Genomic DNA, 21332 nt, shown 5'->3' with positions numbered 1-21332 from the left:
CTCAGCCCCTCGGCCCGGAATCAGGGCAGTGCTCGTAGGCGCGCATCTCAGTCCCTGAGCTCCAGCACACCCGACGTTCCGGCCCGGCGCGGCGGCGGGCCGCCGTCCAGCTCGGCGTCATCGGCGATCCGGCCGTCGAAGAAGCTGATCACCCGGTCCGCGGCGCTCGCCAGCCGGGCGTCATGCGTGACCAGCACGATCGTCTGGCCGCGCTGGTGGAAGCGGGTCAGCAGCCGCATCACCTCGCGGGTGCCCTTGCTGTCCAGGCTGCCGGCGGGTTCGTCGGCCAGCAGCAGTGGCGGCCGGTTCACCAGCGCCCGGGCCAGCGCGACCCGCTGCTGCTCGCCGCCGGACAGCTCGCCCGGCATGCTCCGCTCCTTGCCCCCGAGACCGAGCTCGGCCAGCAGTTCCGTCCGCTCGGCACGGGCCCGTTTCGGCGGGACGCCGGCCAGCAGGGCGGGCAGCTCGACGTTGTCGGCGACGGAGAGATTGGAGACCAGGTTGAAGAACTGGAAGACGATCCCGATGCGCTTCCTGCGCTCCACCGACCAGCGCGACTCGCTCCACCGGTCCGCGCACTCGCCGTCCAGCCAGATGCTCCCGCTGTCCTGCCGCTGCAACCCGCCCAGCAGATGCAGCAAGGTCGACTTGCCGGCACCGGAGGGACCGGTGACGGCCAGGAACTCGCCGCGCCGGACGGAAAGATCCACGCCGCGCACGGCATGCGCCGGAGCACCCTCGCCGTAGTGCGTCTTGGCCAGGCCCGCCGCGCGCAGCACGGGACGCTCGTCCGGCACCACGGGACCGTCCGCGGGCAGCGAGGGAGTGGAATCGTCGCTCACTCCGGCTCCTCCAGCTCTTCCTGGCACCGCTCCAGCCAGTCCAGGTCGGCCTGAAGGTGCAGCATCGCGCCTTCGATCAGCAGCTGGGCGATGCGGTTGTCCCGGTTCTCGGCGGCGGCCAGTTTCGACAGATGACGCATGGTGTTCAGATAGTGGCGCCGCTGTTGGTTGATGAGGGCGATCTGGTCGGCGAGACCGGTCTGCGGGGCGAGGGCCAGTTTCATGAAGAACTCGTCCCGCACGCGCGGCTCGTCCTCGGTCTCCTCGAACCAGACGCGCAGCGCCTCACGCCCGGCTTCGGTGAGGTGGTAGACCTTCTTGTTGGGCCGGCTCGACTGTTCGACGTCCTCGCCCTCTATCAGTCCCGATTTCTCGAGACGGCCGAGGGTCACATAGATCTGGCCGACGTTCGGCTGAGGGTACGCGGAGCCCAGCAGTAGCTCAAGGTCCTGCTTCAGCTCATAGCCGTGGGCCGGGCCGCGCGCCAGCAGGGCCAGGAGGGGCAGCCGCACTCGTGCTCTCCTCCCGCGTCCCGAGTAATGTGCCGCAGGCCCTAGTATCGCGCATACCTAACAGGTATACATGGCCTCTGTTCCCCCGGGCGAAGACGCCCGGTGTCAGGTGTACAGGGAGGAACCTATGCGGTGGATCCACGCCGCCGGTAGGGGCCTTCTCGTCCTCGTCGTGATCCTGACCGGCTACGTCGCCTCCGGCGCCCGTGCCGACGAGGGTCCCGCGAGCGGCAGGGGGCCGTTGACCCTCGCCACCGCCGGTGACCTCACGGGCTATCTCGGCTCCGTGCTGGACGGCTGGAACCGCGCCCACCCCGACGAGAAGGTCACCCTCGTCGAGCTGCCCGACTCCGCCGACGAGACACACGCGCAGATGTCCACCGACCTGCGCGGGGGCGAGCGCAGCCGCTTCGACATCCTCAACATCGACGTCAGCTGGACCTCGGAGTTCGCCGCGCACGGCTGGATCCGTCCGCTGGCCCGCGACCGCTTCCCGCTGGACACCTTCCTGCCACCGGTCGTGGACACGGCGACCTACGACGGACAGCTGTACGCGGTCCCGTACGTCACCAACGCTGGCCTGCTTCTCTACCGCAAGGACATCCTCGCCAAGGAGGGCGTCGACCCTCCGCGCACCTGGGCCGAGCTGGAGCGGGCGGCGAAGACCATCGCGCCCAAGTACGGCCTCGACGGCTACGCGGGCCAGTTCCTGCCGTACGAGGGTCTCACCGTCAACGCGGCCGAAGCCGTCTACTCGGCGGGCGGCTCGATCCTCGGCGACGAGGGCGAGCGCGTCACCGTGAACTCGATGGCGGCCCGCGACGGCATCGACTTCCTCGCCCGGGGCGTGCGCGAGGGCTGGATCCCGAAGCGGGCGCTGACCTTCAAGGAGGAGGAGTCCAAGCAGGCCTTCCAGGACGGCCGCCTGCTCTTCCTCCGTAACTGGCCGTACGCCTATGTCGGCGCGTCGGCCAAGGGCTCACCGGTCGCCGGGAAGATCGGCGCCGTACCGCTGCCGGGGCCGGACGGTCCCGGGACCAGCGTCCTGGGCGGCTCCAACCTGGCCGTCAGCACCCACACCGAGCACCCCGACTCGGCCGCGCGCCTGCTCGCCCACCTGGCCGGCGAGCGGGTCCAGCGTCAGGTCCTCACCCGGGGCGCGCTGCCTCCCGTACGGGCCGACCTGTACGAAGATCCGGAGCTGGTGCGGGAGTTCCCGTATCTGCCGACCCTGCGCGAGAGCGTGCGCACGGCCGCTCCGCGCCCCAAGAGCCCGCGCTACGACCAGGTGAGCCTGGTGGTGCAGGCGGTCGTGCACGACGCGATGACCGGGCGGGAGACGCCCGAGGCGGCCGTGCGGAGGCTGGCGCGAGAGTTGGCGACCGTCTCCACTCGCTAGTTACTTGTTAAGTAACGGCGAAGTCTCATCTGGGGTTCGTTTGCCCAGATAAGTCCGAATTTGACACCCCAACTCGCCAGTATCCTTTGTTTCTTTCATTGACACCCTCGCGATACGCCTACCTAACATGCATGCATGTTGAGTAAGCACCACTGGTGGCGCGACGCGGTGATCTACCAGGTGTACGTCCGCAGCTTTCTGGACAGCACCGGTGACGGCGTCGGCGATCTGGCCGGGGTCCGCGCCGGCCTGCCGTACCTGAAGAAGCTCGGGGTCGACGGGATCTGGCTGAGCCCCTTCTATCCCTCCCCGCAGCATGACCACGGCTATGACGTCGCCGACTACTGCGACGTCGACCCCCTCTTCGGCGACCTCGCCGAGTTCGATCTGCTGGTCGCGGCGGCGCGACGGCTCGGCATCAAGGTGCTGCTGGACATCGTCCCCAACCACTGCTCGAGCGAGCACGCGTGGTTCGAGGAGGCGCTGGCCGCCGAACCCGGCAGCGCGGCCCGTGCCCGCTTCCACTTCGCCGACGGCCGCGGCGCCGACGGCTCCGAGCCGCCCAACAACTGGCACGCGATGTTCGGCGGCCCGGCCTGGAGCCGGGTGACCGAGGCGGGCGGGCGGTCCGGCCAGTGGTACCTGCACATGTTCACGCCCGAGCAGCCCGACTGGAACTGGCGCAACCCGGAGGTCGGCGCCGAGTTCGACCGGGTGCTGCGCTTCTGGCTGGACCGGGGTGTCGACGGCTTCCGCATCGACGTCGCCGCCGGCCTCTACAAGCACCCCGAGCTGCCCGACTCCGACGACCCGGAGGCCGACGCCCGCACCCGTGACTCGGTCAACCAGCTCGCCTGGAACCAGCCCGAGGTGCACGCGGTGTGGCGCCAGTGGCGTGCGACATGCGAGGAGTACACCGCCGGCGACGGCCGTGAGCGCCTCCTCGTCGGCGAGGTGTCCGTGCCGACCGCGCGCGAGCACGCCCTGTACGTCCGCTCCGACGAACTCCACCAGGCCTTCTTCTTCGACCTGCTCAGCGCCCCCTGGGAGGCCGACGCCTTCCGCAAGGTCATCTCCGAGGCCATGCAGGACATAGCCGGCACCGGCTCGACGGTCACCTGGGTGCTCAACAATCACGACCAGGTCCGCACCGTCACCCGCTACGGCGAACCCGCCACCGAGGGCAGCGGCCTCGGCGCCGCCCGCGCCCGCGCCGCCGCGCTGATGATGCTGGCGCTGCCCGGCGCCGCGTACATCTACCAGGGCGAGGAGCTGGGCCTGCCCGAGGTCGTCGACCTGCCCGACGACGTGCTCACCGACCCGATCTTCCGCCGCACCGGAAGCCGGGCCCGGATACGCGACGGGTGCCGTGTGCCGCTGCCGTGGTCGGGACAGGCGTCGCCGTTCGGCTTCACCTCCGGCGCGGAGAGCGCCAAGCCGTGGCTGCCGCAGCCGGAGTACTTCGCCGAGTACGCCACCGACCGCGCCCTCGCCGACACCCGCTCCTTCTGGCACCTGTACCGCGACGGCCTTCAACTGCGCGCCGCGCTGCCCCAGTTGGGAGAGGGCTCGCTGCGCTGGCTGGACAGCCCGCCCGGCGTCCTGGCCTTCGTCCGCGGTGACGGCCTGGTCTGCGCCGTCAACTTCGGAACGGTGCCCACGGCCGCGCCGGTCTCCGGCACCCCATTGCTGTCGAGCGGTCCCTGCCCGGCCGGGGTGCTGCCCGGTTCGACCGCCGCCTGGTGGATCAGCGACCGCTGAATCTCCCGATCTCCGTCAACTCCCCATCCCCGAAGGGACATCAACGATGATGCGACGACGTACGACCCTGCTCACCGGCTGCACCGCTCTCGTCCTGGCGCTCGGCGCCACCGCCTGTGGCGGCGGCCCCGTCTCCGCCGGCGGCGGCGACAAGTCGCTCGACGGCCAGACGGTCACCGTGGCCGGTGTCTGGTCCGGCAGCGAGCAGAAGAACTTCCAGAAGGTGCTGGACGCCTTCACCGAGAAGACCGGCGCCAAGACCCAGTTCACGTCCACCGGCGACAACGTCTCCACCGTCGTCGGCAGCAAGATCGAGGGCGGCAACGCCCCCGACGTCGTGATGGTCCCGCAGGTCGGCGTGCTGAAGCAGTTCGCGGGCAGCGGCTGGCTCAAGCCGCTGTCGGGCACGGCCCAGAAGTCCGTGGACAGCAACTTCGCCCCCGTGTGGAAGGACTACGGCAGCGTCGACGGCACCCTGTACGGCCTCTACTTCAAGGCCGCCCACAAGTCGACCGTCTGGTACAGCCCCGACGCCCTCACGCAGGCCGGCGTCGAGCCGCCGAAGTCGTACGACGACATGCTGAAGGCCGGACAGACCGTCTCCGACTCCGGACTCGCCGCCTTCTCGGTCGCCGGGCAGGACGGCTGGACGCTCACCGACTGGTTCGAGAACGTCTACCTCTCCCAGGCCGGACCCGAGAAGTACGACGCCCTCGCCACGCACAAGCTGAAGTGGACCGACGCCTCCGTGGTCGAGGCGCTCACCACCCTCGGCAAGCTGTTCAAGGACAAGCAGCTGATCGCGGGCGGCCAGAAGGGCGCCCTCAACACCGACTTCCCGGGCTCGGTGGAGAAGGTGTTCGGGCCCAAGCCCGAGGCCGGCATGGTCTACGAGGGCGACTTCGTCGCGGGCGTCGCCAAGGACCAGTTCGGCAAGTCGATCGGTGAGGACGCCGACTTCTTCCCGTTCCCGGCGGTCGGCGGCGGCGACGCGCCGGTGGTCAGCGGCGGCGACGCGGCCGTCGTCCTGAAGGACGGCAAGAACCAGAAGGCCGGCATGGCCCTCCTGGAGTACCTGGCGACGCCGGAGGCCGCGGCGGTGTGGGCCGAGGCGGGCGGTTTCCTGTCCCCGAACAAGAACGTCGATCCCGGCTCGTACGGCGACGACGTCACCCGCGCCACCGCCAAGTCCCTGATCGACGCGGGCGATTCGGTTCGCTTCGACATGTCCGACCAGGCCCCGGCTGCCTTCGGCGGCACCAAGGGCGCGGGCGAGTGGAAGCTGCTGCAGGACTTCCTGCGCGACCCGTCGGACCCGAAGGGGACCGCGGCGAAGCTGGAGGCCGCGGCGGCCAAGGCGTACGAGGGCCAGGGCTGATTTGGACATGACCGCCACACTCGTGAAAGAGGCGGGCCGGGGGGCCGCCGCGGGCGCCGGGAAGACGACGGGCCGGGGCACGCGGCGGCGCGGCCGGATCATCGCCCTGCTGTTCGTCTTCCCCGCGCTGCTCCTGCTGGGTGCCCTGGTCGTCTACCCGGTCCTGTTCTCCATAGGACGCAGCTTCTTCGACGCCTCCGGCACCCGGTTCGTGGGCGGCGAGAACTACGCCGAGATGTTCCGGGACCCGGCCACCCTCAAGGCCATCCGCAACACCACGATCTGGGTCGTCGTTGCCCCGACCCTGCTCACCGGCCTCGGCCTGATCCTGGCCGTGCTGGTGGAGAAGGTGCGCTGGGCGACGGCCTTCAAGCTGCTGCTGTTCATGCCGATGGCCGTGTCCTTCCTCGCCGCCGGCATCATCTTCCGGCTCGCGTACGACGAGGACCCGGACAAGGGCGTGCTGAACGCCGCGGCCGTCTCCGTGCACGACGCCTTCCAGGGCACGTCGACGTATCCGACGGCACGGGCGCGCGACGGACAGGGGCTGACGAAGGACGCGGACGGCTCGTACCGCACCGGCGCGAGCGTGTCCCCGGGCGACGCGGTGACGCTGGGCCTGGTCGGTGTGCTGCCCGACGACCTGCCCGGGGGCGCCGAGCCGGCGTACAAGGCCGCCGGGCAGCAGGCGGGCCCGGGTGAGCTGCGCGGCGTCGTCTACCTCGACTTCACGCCCGGTGGGGGAGGGGAACAGGGCAAGGTCGACCGGCGGGAGAGCGGGCTGCCGGAGATGAAGGTCGAGGCGCTGCGGGCCGGGAAGACCGTCGCCACGGCGACGACGGCGTCCGACGGCTCCTTCCGCTTCGAGTCTCTGGACGACGGTCCCTACACGGTGAAGCTGCCGGCCTCGAACTTCGCCGCGCCCTACGAGGGCATCTCCTGGCTCGGACCCACGCTCGTCACGCCGGCGATCATCGGGGCGTATCTGTGGATCTGGACCGGCTTCGCGATGGTCCTGATCGGCGCGGGCCTGTCGGCGCTGCCGCGCGACGCCCTGGAGGCGGCGCGGATGGACGGCGCGAACGAGTGGCAGATCTTCCGGCGGATCACGGTCCCACTGCTGGCACCGGTCCTCACGGTCGTCTTCATCACCCTGGTCATCAACGTGATGAAGGTCTTCGACCTCGTCTACATCATCGCGCCCGGCCCGGTGCAGGAGGACGCAACCGTGCTCGCGACGCAGATGTGGCTGGTGTCGTTCGGCGGCGGCAACAACCAGGGTCTTGGCAGTGCGCTGGGCGTGCTCCTCCTGCTGCTCGTGATCCCCGCCATGGTCTTCAACGTCCGCCGTTTCCGAAGGAGTCAGCGATGAACGCGGTCAGGCGGGGCCTGGGCAACGGACTCGTCCAGGCGTTCTTGGTGGTCATCGGGCTGGTGTGGCTGACCCCGCTGGCCGGGCTGTTCCTGTCGTCGCTGCGGTCCGCCGAGGAGACGGCGAACGGCGGCTGGTGGACGGTGTTCACCAGCCCGGGCCAGCTGTCCTTCGACAACTACTCGGCGCTGCTGGGGAACGCCGGGATCAGCCAGGCCTTCTGGAACACCGTGCTGATCTCGGTACCGGCGACCGTGCTGGTGGTGGTCATCGCGGCCCTCGCCGGATACGCCTTCGCCTGGCTGGACTTCCCCGGCCGTGAGGCGGTCTTCCTGGTCGTGGTGGCGCTGCTCGTGGTGCCCGTCCAGATCGGACTGCTCCCGGTCGCCAAACTCTTCGGCCAGCTGGGCCTGTTCGGCACGATCCCCGGTGTCGTGCTCTTCCACGTGGCGTACGGGCTGCCGTTCGCGGTGTTCCTGCTGCGGAACTACTTCGCCGAGATGCCCAAGGAGATGCTGGAAGCGGCCCGGATGGACGGTGGCAGCGAGTGGCGGATCTTCACCCGGCTGGTGCTCCCGGTGGGACGGCCGGCCATCGCCTCGCTCGCCATCTTCCAGTTCCTGTGGGTGTGGAACGACATGCTGGTGGCCCTGCTGTTCGCCGACAGCTCCGCACAGCCGCTCACCGTGGAACTCCAGTCCCAGATCCGGCAGTTCGGCAGCAACATCGATGTGCTGGCGCCCGGGGCGTTCGTGTCGCTGGTGGTGCCGGTGGTCGTGTTCTTCGCGTTCCAACGGCACTTCGTGCAGGGCGTGATGGCCGGGTCGGTGAAGTAGCCCCACCGTTTCGGGCCCCCACTTCGCGGTGAAGTGGGGGCCCGAAGGCGTTCAGGGCGACGCCGGTGGATACAGCGATCTCGGCAGTTGCGAAGCCGCCGCCGTGTCCAGGAGCCACAAGGTCCTCGCACGGCCGTACGCCCCCGCCGCCGGTGCCTGGATCTCGCCCGCGCCGGACAGGGCGATCGCCGCGGCCTGGGCCTTGTCCTCGCCCGCCGCCAGCAGCCACACCTCACGCGCCGCCCGGATCGCGGGGAGCGTGAGGGTCACTCGGGTCGGCGGAGGCTTCGGGGCGCCGTGGACTCCGACGACCGTGCGCTGTGTCTCCCGTACCGCGGGGAGTTCCGGGAACAGGGAGGCGACGTGGGTGTCGGGGCCCACGCCCAGCATCAGGACGTCGAAGGTGGGGACCGCGCCGTGGTTCTCCGGGCCGGCCGCCCTCGCCAGTTCCTCCGCGTACGCGGAAGCGGCCGCCTCCACGTCCGCGCCGAACGGACCGTCCGAGGCGGGCATCGCGTGCACCCGCTTCGGATCCAGCGGCACCGAGTCCAGCAGGGCCTCGCGGGCCTGCGTGACATTGCGCTCCGGGTCGCCCTCGGGCAGGAAGCGCTCGTCGCCCCACCAGAGGTCGAGGCGGCCCCAGTCGACGGCGTCCCGGGCGGGGGCGGCCGCCAGCGCGGCCAGCAGGCCGTTGCCGTTGCGGCCGCCGGTGAGGACCACGGACGCCGAGCCCCGGGAGGCCTGCGCGTCCACGATCTTCGTGATCAGCCGGGCCGCCGCGGCCTGCGCCATCAGCTCCTTGTCGTGATGAACGACGAGCTGCGGAGTACTCACTTGGCCGCCGCCTTCTTCAGCGCTTCCCGCGCCGCCGCTTCCTTCGCAGAGGCTTGGCCGGGAGACTCGACCGCTTCTCCTTTGGCCGGAGACCCCGGAGATTCCGGGGGATCCTCTTCGGCCGGTGACTCCTCGGCCTTGGCCACGGCGGCCTGGGCCAGTGCCACGGCCTGCTCCGCCTTGGCCACGGCGGCCTCGGCGCCCCGTACCGCCGAGGTGGGCACGCCGTTCAGCCGCTCCACCCCGAACCGAAGCGCCGACGCGTAGGTGTCGTCCGGGTCGAGCCGCCGCAGTTCCTCCGCGATCAGCTCGGCCGTCTCCCGCCGCTTCAGCGCCACCGCACGGTCCGGCTGGCCGTCGATGGAGAGCGTCGCCAGGGAGCCGTCCGCCCGGTCGAGGACTATCGGGCCGCAGTCGGTGGCCATACGGACCGCCGTCAGACCGGGGCCCGACGACAGCGACCGCTTCACGGGCACGTCCAGCCGGTCCGCGAGCCACATCGCCAGCAGCTCACAGCTCGGGTTGAACTCCTCGCCCTCCACCTCGACGGCCTTCACCTCGCAGATCACCTGGTCCAGAGCCGCCGCCAGCATCGAACGCCACGGCGTGATCCGGGTCCAGGACAGGTCGGTGTCGCCCGGCGTGTAGGTGTCGGCGCGGGCCGACAGGTCCCGCACCGGCTGCTCCGAGGCGTAGGTGTCGGTCACCCTGCGCTGGGCCAGCGCCCCCAGCGGGTCGTTCGCCGGGTCGAGCGGCGCGTTCACCGGCCACCAGACCACCACCGGGGCGTCCGGCAGCAGCAACGGCAGGACGACGGACTGCGCGTGCTCGGACACTTCGCCGTACAGCCGCAGGATGACCGTCTCGCCGGTGCCCGCGTCCGCGCCCACCCGCACCTCGGCGTCCAGCCGGGACTGCGTACGGTCACGGGGCGAGCGCGAGACACGCTTGATGACCACGAGCGTGCGCGAGGGGTGCTCGCGCGAGGCGTCGCTCGCGGCCTTCAGGGCGTCGTACGCGTTCTCCTCGTCGGTGACGATGACCAGCGTGAGCACCATGCCGACGGCCGGCGTGCCGATGGCCCGGCGGCCCTGCACCAGTGCCTTGTTGATCTTGCTGGCCGTGGTGTCCGTGAGGTCTATCTTCATGGCCGGCGCCAGCTCCGTCCCTCTCGTGCGAGCATTTCGTCCGCCTCGACGGGGCCCCACGTGCCGGCCGGGTACTGCGCCGGCCTGCCGTGCGTGTCCCAGTACTCCTCGATCGGGTCGAGGATCTTCCAGGACAGCTCGACCTCCTCGGTGCGCGGGAAGAGGTTCGAGTCACCCAGGAGGACGTCCAGGATCAGGCGCTCGTACGCCTCCGGGCTCGACTCCGTGAAGGACTCGCCGTACGCGAAGTCCATCGACACGTCCCGGATCTCCATCGAGGTGCCGGGCACCTTGGAGCCGAAGCGGACCGTGACGCCCTCGTCGGGCTGGACGCGGATCACGATCGCGTTCTGGCCCAGCTCCTCGGTGGCCGTCGTGTCGAAGGGCGAGTGCGGCGCCCGCTGGAAGACGACCGCGATCTCGGTGACCCGGCGGCCCAGCCGCTTGCCGGTGCGCAAGTAGAAGGGGACGCCCGCCCAGCGGCGGTTGTCGATCCCCACCTTGATCGCGGCGTAGGTGTCCGTCTTGGACTTGGCGTCGATGCCCTCCTCCTGGAGGTACCCGACCGCCTTCTCGCCGCCCTGCCAGCCGGCCGCGTACTGCCCGAACACCGTGTCCCGGCCCAGGTCCTTCGGCAGCCGTACGGCGCCGAGCACCTTGGTCTTCTCGGCGGCCAGCGCGTCCGCGTCGAAGGAGGCGGGCTCCTCCATGGCGGTCAGCGCCATCAGCTGGAGCAGGTGGTTCTGGATGACGTCACGGGCGGCGCCGATGCCGTCGTAGTAGCCGGCCCGGCCGCCGATGCCGATGTCCTCGGCCATGGTGATCTGCACATGGTCCACGAAGGACCTGTTCCAGATCGGCTCGAACATCGTGTTGGCGAACCGCAGCGCCAGGATGTTCTGGACGGTCTCCTTGCCCAGGTAGTGGTCGATGCGGAAGACCTGGTCCGGGGCGAAGACCTCGTGCACGACCTTGTTGAGCTCCTCGGCCGACTTCAGGTCGTGGCCGAAGGGCTTCTCGATCACCGCACGGCGCCAGGAGCCGGAGGACTGGTCGGCAAGACCGTGCTTCTTCAGCTGCTGGATGACCACCGGGAAGGAGCGCGGCGGTACCGAGAGGTAGAAGGCGAAGTTGCCGCCCGTGCCCTGGGCCTTGTCCAGCTCCTCGATGGTGCCGCGCAGCCGCTCGAAGGCCTCGTCGTCGTCGAAGGTGCCCTGCACGAAGCGCATGCCCTGGATGAGCTGCTGCCAGACCTCCTCACGGAAGGGCGTGCGGGCGTGCTCCTTGACCGCGTCGTGGACCTCGTTCGCGAAGTCCTCGTGGGCCCACTCACGGCGGGCGAACCCGACCAGCGAGAAGCCCGGCGGCAGCAGACCCCGGTTGGCGAGGTCGTACACCGCGGGCATCAGCTTTTTACGTGACAAATCGCCCGTAACGCCGAAAATCACCAGGCCCGACGGCCCCGCGATACGCGGGAGCCGTCGGTCGGCGGCGTCACGAAGCGGGTTCGCTTCAGTGACGTTGAAGGGTGGCAAGGGGATCAGCCCTCCGCGGGGGAGAGGCGCTCCAGCTCCGCCTCGGTCGACTTGAGCAGGTCGTTCCAGGACGCCTCGAACTTCTCGACGCCCTCGTCCTCCAGCAGCTGCACCACGTCGTCGTACGAGATACCGAGACGCTCGACCGCGTCCAGGTCGGCGCGGGCCTGCTCGTAGGTGCCGGCGATGGTGTTGCCGGTGATCTCGCCCTTCTCCTCCGTGGCCTGGAGGGTGGCCTCGGGCATGGTGTTGACCGTGTTCGGCGCCACCAGGTCGTCGACGTACAGGGTCGGCTTGTACGCCGGGTCCTTCACGCCGGTCGAGGCCCACAGCGGACGCTGCTTGTTGGCGTTCGCGTTCTCCAGCACGCTCCAGCGGTCGGAGGAGAAGACCTCCTCGTACGCCTGGTAGGCGAGCCGGGCGTTGGCGACGGCGGCCTTGCCGCGCAGCGCCTTGGCCTCGTCGGTGCCCAGGTTGCCCAGGCGCTTGTCGATCTCGGTGTCCACGCGGGACACGAAGAAGGACGCCACCGAGCGAATGAGCGACAGGTCGAGCCCGCGCTCCTTGGCCTTCTCCAGGCCGGCCAGGTAGGCGTCCATGACCTCGCGGTAGCGCTCCAGCGAGAAGATCAGCGTGACGTTGACGCTGATGCCGAGGCCGACGACCTCGGTGATCGCCGGGAGGCCCGCCCTGGTGGCCGGGATCTTGATCAGGGTGTTGGGACGGTCGACCAGCCAGGCCAGCTGCTTGGCCTCGGCGACGGTCGCACGCGTGTTGTGCGCGAGCCGCGGGTCGACCTCGATGGAGACCCGGCCGTCCTGGCCGCCGGTGGCGTCGAAGACCGGGCGCAGGATGTCGGCGGCGTCACGGACGTCCGCCGTGGTGATCATGCGGATCGCCTCTTCGACCGTCACCTTGCGGGCGGCGAGGTCGGCGACCTGCTGCTCGTAGCCGTCACCGCCGCTGATCGCCTTCTGGAAGATCGACGGGTTGGTGGTGACACCCACGACGTGCTGCTGGTCGATCAGCTCGGCGAGGTTGCCGGACGTGATGCGCTGGCGCGACAGGTCGTCCAGCCAGATCGCGACGCCTTCCTCGGAGAGGCGCTTCAGTGCGTCTGTCATGGAAAATCAAACTCCTACGTCTCGTATGTGAGCGTCAGCGCTGGGCCGCGGACAGGGATTCCCGCGCGACGGCAGCCACGTTCTCGGCAGTGAAGCCGTACTCCCGGAAAAGGACCTTGCCGTCGGCCGAAGCACCGAAGTGCTCCAGGGAAACGATGCGACCCGCGTCCCCGACGTACTTGTGCCAGGTCAGACCGATACCGGCCTCGACCGCCACCCGGGCCTTGACGGCCGGGGGCAGGACGCTGTCCCGGTACCCCTGGTCCTGCTGCTCGAACCACTCCACGCACGGCATGGACACGACCCGCGTCGGCACCCCGTCGGCCTGGAGCCGCTCGCGCGCCTCGACGGCCACATGCACCTCGGAGCCGGTCGCGATGAGGACGACCTGCGGCGCTGCGCTCTGCCCAGAGGGCCCTTCGGCCTCGAACATCACGTAACCGCCGCGCGCGGTGTCCTCGTTGGCCTCGTACACCGGCACACCCTGACGGGTCAGCGCGAGCCCGTGCGGGGCACCCTTGCCGAACTCCTTCGTGTAGCGCTTGAGGATCTCGCGCCAGGCGATCGCGGTCTCGTTGGCGTCCGCCGGGCGGACCACGTTGAGACCGGGGATGGCGCGCAGGGACGCGAGGTGCTCGATCGGCTGGTGGGTCGGGCCGTCCTCGCCCAGACCGATGGAGTCGTGCGTCCAGACGTACGTCACCGGCAGGTGCATCAGCGCCGACAGGCGTACGGCGTTGCGCATGTAGTCGGAGAAGACCAGGAACGTACCGCCGTAGACACGGGTGTTGCCGTGCAGGGTGATGCCGTTCATCTCCGCGGCCATGGAGTGCTCGCGGATGCCGAAGTGGATCGTGCGGCCGTACGGGTTCGCCTCCGGCAGCGGGTTGTCCGCCGGCAGGAAGGACGAGGTCTTGTCGATCGTCGTGTTGTTGGAGCCGGCCAGGTCGGCCGAGCCGCCCCATAGCTCCGGGATGACCGCGCCGAGCGCCTGCAACACCTTGCCGGAAGCGGCGCGGGTGGCGACGCCCTTGCCGGGCTCGAAGACCGGGAGCTTCTCCTCCCAGCCGGTGGGCAGCTCGCCCTCGTGGATGCGATCGAACTCGGCGGCGCGCTCGGGGTTGTTGTCGCGCCAGAGCTGGAAGGACTTCTCCCACTCGGCCTTCGCGTCGGCGCCCCGCTCCAGTGCCCCGCGGGTGTGGCCGATGACCTCGTCGGTCACCTCGAAGGACTGCTCCGGGTCGAAGCCGAGGACGCGCTTGGTGGCCGCGACCTCGTCGTCGCCGAGCGCCGAGCCGTGCGCGGCCTCGGTGTTCTGCGCGTTCGGGGCGGGCCAGGCGATGATCGAGCGCATCGCGATGAAGGACGGCTTGTCCGTCACCTTCTTCGCGGCCTCGATCGCGTTGTAGATGGCGTGCGGGTCCAGGTCGCCGTCCGGCTGCGGGGCGATGCGCTGGACGTGCCAGCCGTACGCCTCGTACCGCTTGACGGTGTCCTCGGAGACGGCCGTCTCGGTGTCGCCCTCGATCGAGATGTGGTTGTCGTCCCACAGCAGGATCAGGTTGCCGAGCTGCTGGTGGCCGGCCATCGAGGACGCCTCCGCGGAGATGCCCTCCTGGAGGCAGCCGTCACCGGCGATGCAGTAGACGAAGTGGTCGAAGGGGGAGGTGCCCTCGGCGGCCTCCGGGTCGAACAGACCGCGCTCGTAGCGCGCGGCCATCGCCATGCCGACGGCGTTGGCGACACCCTGGCCGAGCGGGCCGGTGGTGGTCTCCACGCCCGTGGTGTGGCCGTACTCCGGGTGACCGGGGGTCTTGGAACCCCACGTCCGGAACGCCTTCAGGTCGTCCAGCTCCAGGCCGAAGCCGGCCAGGTACAGCTGGGTGTAGAGGGTCAGGGACGAGTGGCCGGCGGACAGCACGAAGCGGTCGCGTCCGACCCACTCGGCGTCCGCCGGGTCGTGCCGCATCACCTTCTGGAAGAGGGTGTAGGCGGCGGGTGCCAGGCTCATCGCCGTACCCGGATGGCCGTTTCCGACCTTCTGTACGGCGTCCGCGGCCAGGACACGGGCGGTGTCGACGGCCCGCTGGTCCAACTCGGTCCACTCGAGGTCTGTGGTGGTCGGCTTGGTGCTCACCCTGGGTCAGGGCTCCTCTCCACATGTCGGTTGCCGGTGTCACGGGCACACAGCCCACCGGCTGCCGGCGTACTCGGCGTCGGCCGGCCGTTGTCGAGCCTACCCCCGGAAGTACGTGCGTTTTTTCGACTCATTCCAGACTGCCGGGAGTCGCCGGGATGTGCCTCCCGACTGGGACGTTCCGCATTCGGCAAGTGAATACGGAGCCGCTCATCCGGGTGCTCAATCGAGCTTCCGCGCGCCCGTCGGACCGGCCCCTCCAACACGACCCCACCCCCGCGAATGTCCGGGTCTGGGCAACGTCTACAGTGGCGTGGTACGCGCGAGCCTTTACCGGGACTTCACACGGGGAGGCTTGCTGGGATGTCTCTGTCAGGGGTGTGCGTGACGGCCGTTGAATCCCGTCCAGCGGATGGGGGCACCGCCCATGCCATTAAGGCTATGGGGGATGTCGGGACGAGCGAGAGCCCGAGCCGGCGGCCGATCGGGGCCCGGGTCAAGGGGTTCGTGGCGCTTACCAAGCCGCGGATCATCGAGCTGCTGCTCATCACCACCGTTCCGGTGATGTTCCTCGCCGAGCAGGGGGTGCCCGACCTCGGTCTGGTGCTGCTCACCTGCGTCGGCGGCTACCTCTCCGCCGGCGGCGCCAACGCCCTGAACATGTACATCGACCGCGACATCGACGCGCTCATGGACCGCACCTCGCAGCGCCCGCTGGTGACCGGGATGGTCAGCCCGCGCGAGTGCCTGGCCTTCGGCATCACGCTGGCGGTCGTCTCCACGCTGCTGTTCGGCCTCACCGTGAACTGGCTGTCGGCCTGGCTGTCGCTCGGCGCGCTCCTCTTCTATGTCGTCGTCTACACGATGATCCTCAAGCGCCGGACCTCGCAGAACATCGTGTGGGGCGGCATCGCGGGCTGTATGCCGGTCCTGATCGGCTGGTCCGCGGTCACGGACTCCCTGTCGTGGGCCCCGCTCATCCTCTTCCTGGTGATCTTCTTCTGGACGCCGCCGCACTACTGGCCGCTGTCGATGAAGGTCAAGGAGGACTACGCGCGCGTGGGCGTGCCGATGCTCCCGGTCATCGCCTCCAACAAGGTCGTGGCCAAGCAGATCGTCGTCTACAGCTGGGTGATGGTCGCGGTGTCGCTCCTGTTGACGCCGCTCGGCTACACGGGCTGGTTCTACACCGCGGTCGCGCTGGGCGCGGGCGGCTGGTGGCTGTGGGAGGCGCACGCGCTGATGAACCGCGCGAAGGCGGAGGTGACGGGCGTGAAGCTGAAGGAGATGCGCCTGTTCCACTGGTCCATCACCTACGTGTCGCTGCTGTTCGTGGCGGTCGCGGTGGACCCCTTCCTGCGCTGACGCAGGTCACATGGCCCTGCTCTCGCCAGCTGATCTACTCGCGAGTAGCATCCTGGCCATGGCAGACAAGGTGGCCAAGCTGGCCAAGCAGATCAACACCTTCGCGAAGTCCCATGGCGGCGCCGAGGCGCAGGTCGCGTACATCGGACAGCGCGGCGCCCGCATCGTGCTCGTCGGCGAGGACGGCGGCTGGGGAGACCTGGTGGCACCGTCGTACGAGATCGCCCAGCAGGCGGTGGAGAAGGCCGGGGTCACGGCCCATGAGTCCTTCGACGGCGAGTTCGCGGCGAAGGTGACGACGGGCCCGTACGAGTGGAAGCGGATGGCCGGCATTCAGATCGGCGGCTGAACAGCCCGCCCCTTGCGCAACACCTAGTCGCCGGTTCACCCGTTAGGACCTGTAGAGCACAAACAGCGTCCACCCACGGGGAGCCAGGATGATCGACACACCATCCCTCGTGGACCAGTACTGCCACGGCGTACTGCGCACGGAGCTGGGCCTCGGCACCTTCGAGGCCCAGCTGGCCCGCACCGAGGGCCCACCCGCGGCCGGCACCACCCTCTTCGACACCCAGACCGGTTTCGCCGTACGGCGCTGGTGCCCGCCCCTGCTCGGCCTGGAACCGCACTGCCCGCCCGCCCGCTATCTCGCCCGCCGCCGTGAACTCGGTGTGCTGGAGGCGGGCCGGCGTCTGCTGCGGGGCAGCGGCATCACGACGTATCTGATCGACACCGGTCTGCCCGGCGATCTCACCGGCCCTCCGGAGATGGCGTCCGCGGCCTCCGCCGAGGCGCACGAGATCGTGCGCCTGGAACTGCTCGCCGAACAGGTCGCCGACACCTCGGGCACCGTCGAATCGTTCCTGGCCAACCTCGCCGAGTCGGTGCACGGCGCGGCCGTGAACGCCGTCGCCTTCACCTCGGTCGCGGGTGTACGGCACGGCCTCGCGCTCGCGCCGGAACCGCCGGGGCCGGGGGAGGTGCGGGGCGCCGCGGGGCGCTGGCTCGCGGCGCGCAGCGTCGGCGGCGAGCTGAGCGACCCGGTGCTGCTACGGCACCTGCTGTGGATCGCGGTGGCCTCGGGACTGCCGCTGCAACTGCACGCCGGACTGGGGGAGCCGGGCCTGCGCATCGACCGCACCGACCCGGTGCTGCTCACGGACTTCGTGCGCGCCACGGCCGGCCTCGGCACCGACCTGGTCCTGCTGCACGGCTACCCGTACCACCGCCACGCCGCCCACCTGGCCGGCGTCTTCCCGCACGTCTACGCCGACTCCGGCGCCGCCCTCGTGCGCACCGGCGCCCGCGCGGCCACGATCCTCGCCGAGATCCTGGAACTGGCCCCCTTCGGCAAGATCCTCTTCTCCAGCGGCGCCCAGAGCCTGCCCGAGCTGCACGTGGTGGGCGCACGCCTCTTCCGTGAGGCCCTCGCCAGGGTGCTGGGCGGCTGGGTCGCCGAGGGCGCGTGGTCGCTGGCGGACGCGCAGCGGGTGGCGGGGATGGTGGCGGCGGGGAACGCCCGCAGGGTGTACGGGCTGGAGTGACGGGGTTTACCGCCCGTGCCGCCCTGTACAGACTGGGCGGATGCAGACCGAGGTGTTACTCGACCGCTTTCTCGACGGGCTCGCCCCGCTCGCCCCGCTCGCCGTCTGGGCCCACGGCTCGCTCGCCGGCGGCGACTACCAGGAGGGCCGCAGCGACCTGGACCTGATCGCCGTGCTGGAGGGCCCGCCCACGCCCCGCACCATCTGGCGGCTGGCCAAGCTGCACGCCCGGCTGCGGACCGCGCCGCTCGCCGACCGGCTGCACTGCACGTATCTGACGCCGGACGCGGTGGACGACGTCGACCGGCGCCATCTGACCTGGGCGCACCAGCAACTGTTCAAACGGCCCGTCACCCCGGTGACCCGGCGCGAACTGCACGCCTTCGGACGAGTGTTGCGCGGAACGGCCCCGGCCGGTCTGCTGCCGCCGGTGACGGACCGGGAGCTCGGCGAGTTCGTCGTGTCCGACCAGCGCGACTTCTGGCGGCCCGCCGTGGACGACGCCCGCCTGTGGAACCGGGACGTGTGGGTCGACCTGGGGCTGATCACCTTCGCCCGGGCCAGCGTCACCGCCCGCGAGGGCCGGCTGATCTCCAAGCGCGAGGCGCTGGACCTGCTGCCCGGACTCGGGGCGCCCGTCGAGGTCGTCGAGGACATCCGCCGGCGTCGCTACGAGGACGCCGCGCCGCCCACCGAGGAGTGGGCGGCGTACAGGGCCGGGTTGGCGCGGGACTACCTGGGGCCGGCGATCGACGCGCTCGTGGCGTCGTACGCCTGAACAGGCAGGTCCGGCAGGGTCACCTCGGGCCGCTCCCGCAGGGCGAGCAGGACGCGGAGCGTGGCGATCCACACCAGTGCCGAGCCCAGCATGTGCAGGCCGACCAGGACCTCCGGCAGGTCCGTGAAGTACTGGACGTAACCGATGACGCCCTGGGCGAGGAGGATCAGGAAGAGGTCGCGGGTGCGGTTCAGCGGCACCTTCGGCGCGTCGACCGCCTTCAGCACGAACCACAGGGCGAACGTCAGCGTCACCACGATCCAGGCCAGCACGGCGTGCAGCTTGGTGACGTTCTCCCAGTCGAGCGGCATCCGCTCCACCTCGCTGGAGTCGCCCGCGTGCGGGCCCGCGCCGGTGACCACCGTGCCGACCAGAATCAGCAGCGCCGAGGCCGCGACCAGGACCCACACCAGCTGCCGCACCGCCTTGCCGACCAGCGGACGCGGGTCCGTGTCGCCCTCCCGGGTGCGCTGCCACATCACCGTGGCGACCGCGATGAGCGCGGACGTCGCCACGAAATGGGCCGCGACCGTGTAGGGGTTCAGGCCGACCAGCACGACGATGCCGCCGAGCACCGCGTTGCTCATCACGATCCAGAACTGCGCCCACCCCAGACGGGTCAGGCCACGCCGGTACGGCTTCGCGGAGCGCGCGGCGATGATCGCCCAGCCGACCGCGGCGCACAGCACGTACGTCAGCATGCGGTTGCCGAACTCGATCGCGCCGTGCAGGCCCATCTCGCTGGTGGCGGTGAGCGAGTCGTCGGTGCACTTGGGCCAGGTCGGGCAGCCGAGCCCGGACCCGGTGAGGCGTACCGCACCGCCGGTGACCACGATGAGCACCGACATCACGAGCGCGGCGAACGCCGCCCGTCGGACCGTTCTCGGGGTCGGGGTCCAGCGTGCGGCGATGAAGGCGAGCGGGTTGCGCACGGCCGCTACGGCGTCGGCGCGGGTCACGTTTGGCACGCGCCCTATCGTAGGCGGCCGCTTGTGCACGCTTTCACGAGGGTCCGCACGCACCCGCGGAGCCCTACTCCCAGCGGAAGAACTTCCCGGCCGCCGCCAGCCCGACGACCGCCCACACGGCCAGAATCCCCAGGTCACCCCACGGCATTCCGGCTCCGTGCTGGAGCACGTCCCGCAGCCCGTCGGAGAGCGCCGAGATGGGCAGCAGGCCCAGGACGTCCTGGGCGGCGTCCGGGAACCTGTCCAGCGGCACGATGACCCCGCCGCCGACGAGCAGCAGCAGGAAGACCAGGTTGGCGGCGGCCAGCGTCGCCTCCGCCTTGAGCGTGCCGGCCATCAGCAGACCGAGCCCGGAGAAGGCGGCCGTGCCGAGGACCAGGAGAAGCAGCACGGCCAGCGGGTTGCCGTGCGGCGACCAGCCCAGCGCGAGCGCGATCACCGTCAGCAGGACGATCTGCAGGACCTCGGTGACCAGCACCGACGCCGTCTTCGCCGTCATCAGGCCCCAGCGCGGCAGCGGCGAGGAGGCCAGCCGCTTCAGCACGCCGTACCGGCGCTCGAAGCCCGTGGCGATGGCCTGCCCCGTGAACGCCGTCGACATCACCGCGAGTGCGAGGATGCCGGGGGCGAGGAAGTCGACGGCCTCGCCGGCGCCCGTGTCGACGATGTCCACCGAGCTGAACAGGACCAGCAGCAGGGTGGGGATCACGACGGTCAGGAGCAGCTGCTCGCCGTTGCGCAGCAGCATCTTCGTCTCCAGGGCCGCCTGCGCCGCGATCATGCGGGGCAGGGGGGCGGCGCCCGGCTTCGGGGTGTACGTACCCGGACCTGTACCGACGGCGGTCACGCGCGCAGCTCCTTACCGGTGAGCTCCAAGAAGACGTCCTCCAGAGTGTGCCGCTCGACCGAGATCCGGTCCGGCATCACCCCGTGCTGTGCGCACCACGACGTCACCGTCGCGAGCAGCTGGGGGTCGACCTTGCCGCCGACCCGGTACGAGCCGGGCATCAGCTCCGCGGCCGTGCAGTCGGCGGGCAGGGCCTTCAGCAGGGACCCCACGTCGAGGCCGGGGCGGCCGGTGAAGCGAAGGGTGTTCTCGGCGCCGCCGCGGCACAGGTCCTCGGGAGAGCCCTGGGCGATGACGCGGCCGGCGTCGAAGATCGCGACGTCGTCGGCGAGCTGCTCGGCCTCGTCCATGTAGTGGGTCGTGAGGATCACGGAGACGCCGTCGGCGCGCAGGTCCCGGATCAGGTCCCAGGTCGCCCGGCGGGCCTGCGGGTCGAGCCCGGCGGTCGGCTCGTCGAGGAACACCAGCTCCGGGCGGCCGACCACGGCCATGGCGAGCGCGAGCCGCTGCTGCTGGCCGCCGGAGAGGCGGCGGTAGCCGGTCCGGCCGCAGCTGCCGAGCCCGAGGCGCTCCATGAGGGCGTCGACGTCCAGGGGATGAGCGTGCAGCTTGGCGACATGGCGCAGCATCTCGTCGGCCCGCGCGCCCGAGTAGACGCCGCCGGACTGCAGCATCACACCGATGCGGGGCCGCAGCGCGCCGGACTGTCTCACCGGGTCGAGCCCCAGTACCCGTACCGTGCCGGAGTCCGGCTTCCGGTATCCCTCGCAGGTCTCGACGGTCGTCGTCTTGCCCGCGCCGTTGGGTCCGAGTACGGCGGTGATGCCCGCCTGGGCCACCAGGTCGAGACCGTCGACCGCGGTTTTGTCGCCGTACCGCTTCACCAGGGCCTGTACCTGGACCACGGGCTCAGTTCGCATGGCTCCAGAGTCTAGGTACGCGGCGGGTAACC

General features: G+C 70.4%; 19 protein-coding genes. 9 read left to right on the top strand and 10 right to left on the bottom strand.

The annotated features are described in order from the left end of the window. Positions 1 to 47: 47 nt before the first annotated feature. Both ACFQ6S_RS30070 and ACFQ6S_RS30065 read right to left on the bottom strand, forming a co-directional pair. The gene (locus ACFQ6S_RS30070) at positions 48 to 842 is read right to left on the bottom strand and encodes an ABC transporter ATP-binding protein (RefSeq protein ID WP_383416476.1); all 795 of its coding nucleotides are present in this window, start codon (positions 840 to 842) and stop codon (positions 48 to 50) included. Next, positions 839 to 1354: a PadR family transcriptional regulator gene (locus tag ACFQ6S_RS30065; protein WP_383416473.1), complete on the bottom strand. Its 516-nt coding sequence runs from the start codon at positions 1352 to 1354 to the stop codon at positions 839 to 841. Before ACFQ6S_RS30065 ends, ACFQ6S_RS30070 begins: the two co-directional genes overlap by 4 nt. A gap of 127 nt (positions 1355 to 1481) precedes the next feature. Here ACFQ6S_RS30065 and ACFQ6S_RS30060 point away from each other — a divergent pair, with 127 nt between their 5' ends. The 5 genes from ACFQ6S_RS30060 (at position 1482) to ACFQ6S_RS30040 (ending at position 8100) form a co-directional block, all read left to right on the top strand. Next, the gene (locus tag ACFQ6S_RS30060; RefSeq protein ID WP_383416471.1) at positions 1482 to 2753 is read left to right on the top strand and encodes an ABC transporter substrate-binding protein; all 1272 of its coding nucleotides are present in this window, start codon (positions 1482 to 1484) and stop codon (positions 2751 to 2753) included. Between the two features lie 135 nt (positions 2754 to 2888). Then, entirely contained in the window at positions 2889 to 4514 is a 1626-nt protein-coding gene (locus tag ACFQ6S_RS30055; RefSeq protein WP_383416468.1) for a glycoside hydrolase family 13 protein, read from the top strand. Between the two features lie 46 nt (positions 4515 to 4560). Further along, positions 4561 to 5892 (top strand): ABC transporter substrate-binding protein, encoded by a 1332-nt coding sequence (locus ACFQ6S_RS30050; RefSeq protein ID WP_383416466.1) that lies wholly within the window; start codon positions 4561 to 4563, stop codon positions 5890 to 5892. 7 nt (positions 5893 to 5899) lie between these two features. After that, on the top strand, positions 5900 to 7264 hold the full coding sequence (locus tag ACFQ6S_RS30045; protein WP_383416463.1) for an ABC transporter permease subunit: 1365 nt from the start codon (positions 5900 to 5902) through the stop codon (positions 7262 to 7264). Further along, the gene (locus tag ACFQ6S_RS30040; protein WP_383416460.1) at positions 7261 to 8100 is read left to right on the top strand and encodes a carbohydrate ABC transporter permease; all 840 of its coding nucleotides are present in this window, start codon (positions 7261 to 7263) and stop codon (positions 8098 to 8100) included. Before ACFQ6S_RS30045 ends, ACFQ6S_RS30040 begins: the two co-directional genes overlap by 4 nt. A gap of 51 nt (positions 8101 to 8151) precedes the next feature. Here the strand turns inward: ACFQ6S_RS30040 and pgl are convergent, their stop codons facing one another. From pgl to tkt, 5 genes are read right to left on the bottom strand one after another with little or no spacing between them, the layout of a single operon-like run. Continuing rightward, positions 8152 to 8934 (bottom strand): 6-phosphogluconolactonase, encoded by a 783-nt coding sequence (gene pgl, locus ACFQ6S_RS30035; RefSeq protein ID WP_383416457.1) that lies wholly within the window; start codon positions 8932 to 8934, stop codon positions 8152 to 8154. Then, entirely contained in the window at positions 8931 to 10082 is a 1152-nt protein-coding gene (gene opcA / locus ACFQ6S_RS30030; RefSeq protein WP_383416454.1) for a glucose-6-phosphate dehydrogenase assembly protein OpcA, read from the bottom strand. Before opcA ends, pgl begins: the two co-directional genes overlap by 4 nt. After that, on the bottom strand, positions 10079 to 11617 hold the full coding sequence (gene zwf, locus ACFQ6S_RS30025) for a glucose-6-phosphate dehydrogenase (protein WP_383416452.1): 1539 nt from the start codon (positions 11615 to 11617) through the stop codon (positions 10079 to 10081). The genes opcA and zwf overlap by 4 nt, the downstream gene beginning before the upstream one ends. Positions 11618 to 11622: 5 nt before the next feature. Continuing rightward, on the bottom strand, positions 11623 to 12741 hold the full coding sequence (tal, locus tag ACFQ6S_RS30020) for a transaldolase (protein WP_383416450.1): 1119 nt from the start codon (positions 12739 to 12741) through the stop codon (positions 11623 to 11625). A 34-nt stretch (positions 12742 to 12775) separates the two neighbouring features. Further along, on the bottom strand, positions 12776 to 14878 hold the full coding sequence (gene tkt, locus ACFQ6S_RS30015; RefSeq protein ID WP_383416447.1) for a transketolase: 2103 nt from the start codon (positions 14876 to 14878) through the stop codon (positions 12776 to 12778). A 363-nt stretch (positions 14879 to 15241) separates the two neighbouring features. Here tkt and ACFQ6S_RS30010 point away from each other — a divergent pair, with 363 nt between their 5' ends. The 4 genes from ACFQ6S_RS30010 (at position 15242) to ACFQ6S_RS29995 (ending at position 18565) form a co-directional block, all read left to right on the top strand. Beyond that, entirely contained in the window at positions 15242 to 16243 is a 1002-nt protein-coding gene (locus ACFQ6S_RS30010) for a heme o synthase (protein WP_383416445.1), read from the top strand. Between the two features lie 10 nt (positions 16244 to 16253). Continuing rightward, complete coding sequence (locus ACFQ6S_RS30005; RefSeq protein ID WP_383416443.1) at positions 16254 to 16592, top strand: hypothetical protein; 339 nt, start codon at positions 16254 to 16256, stop codon at positions 16590 to 16592. An 88-nt stretch (positions 16593 to 16680) separates the two neighbouring features. After that, the gene (locus ACFQ6S_RS30000) at positions 16681 to 17787 is read left to right on the top strand and encodes an amidohydrolase family protein (protein ID WP_383416440.1); all 1107 of its coding nucleotides are present in this window, start codon (positions 16681 to 16683) and stop codon (positions 17785 to 17787) included. A 40-nt stretch (positions 17788 to 17827) separates the two neighbouring features. Further along, complete coding sequence (locus ACFQ6S_RS29995; RefSeq protein WP_383416438.1) at positions 17828 to 18565, top strand: nucleotidyltransferase; 738 nt, start codon at positions 17828 to 17830, stop codon at positions 18563 to 18565. Here the strand turns inward: ACFQ6S_RS29995 and ACFQ6S_RS29990 are convergent. The 3 genes from ACFQ6S_RS29990 to ACFQ6S_RS29980 form a co-directional block, all read right to left on the bottom strand. Further along, positions 18520 to 19533: a heme A synthase gene (locus ACFQ6S_RS29990; protein WP_383416435.1), complete on the bottom strand. Its 1014-nt coding sequence runs from the start codon at positions 19531 to 19533 to the stop codon at positions 18520 to 18522. The two genes, ACFQ6S_RS29995 and ACFQ6S_RS29990, sit on opposite strands and share 46 nt — an antisense overlap. A 64-nt stretch (positions 19534 to 19597) precedes the next feature. After that, on the bottom strand, positions 19598 to 20314 hold the full coding sequence (locus tag ACFQ6S_RS29985; RefSeq protein WP_383417235.1) for an ABC transporter permease: 717 nt from the start codon (positions 20312 to 20314) through the stop codon (positions 19598 to 19600). Between the two features lie 62 nt (positions 20315 to 20376). Further along, complete coding sequence (locus tag ACFQ6S_RS29980; RefSeq protein WP_383416432.1) at positions 20377 to 21300, bottom strand: ABC transporter ATP-binding protein; 924 nt, start codon at positions 21298 to 21300, stop codon at positions 20377 to 20379. Between the last annotated feature and the right edge of the window lie 32 nt (positions 21301 to 21332).

This window comes from Streptomyces sp. NPDC056479, from assembly GCF_042795335.1.
GTDB lineage: Bacteria > Actinomycetota > Actinomycetes > Streptomycetales > Streptomycetaceae > Streptomyces.
Note: the sequence above shows the minus strand (reverse complement) of the source record. Positions and strands in the feature narration are given on the sequence as shown.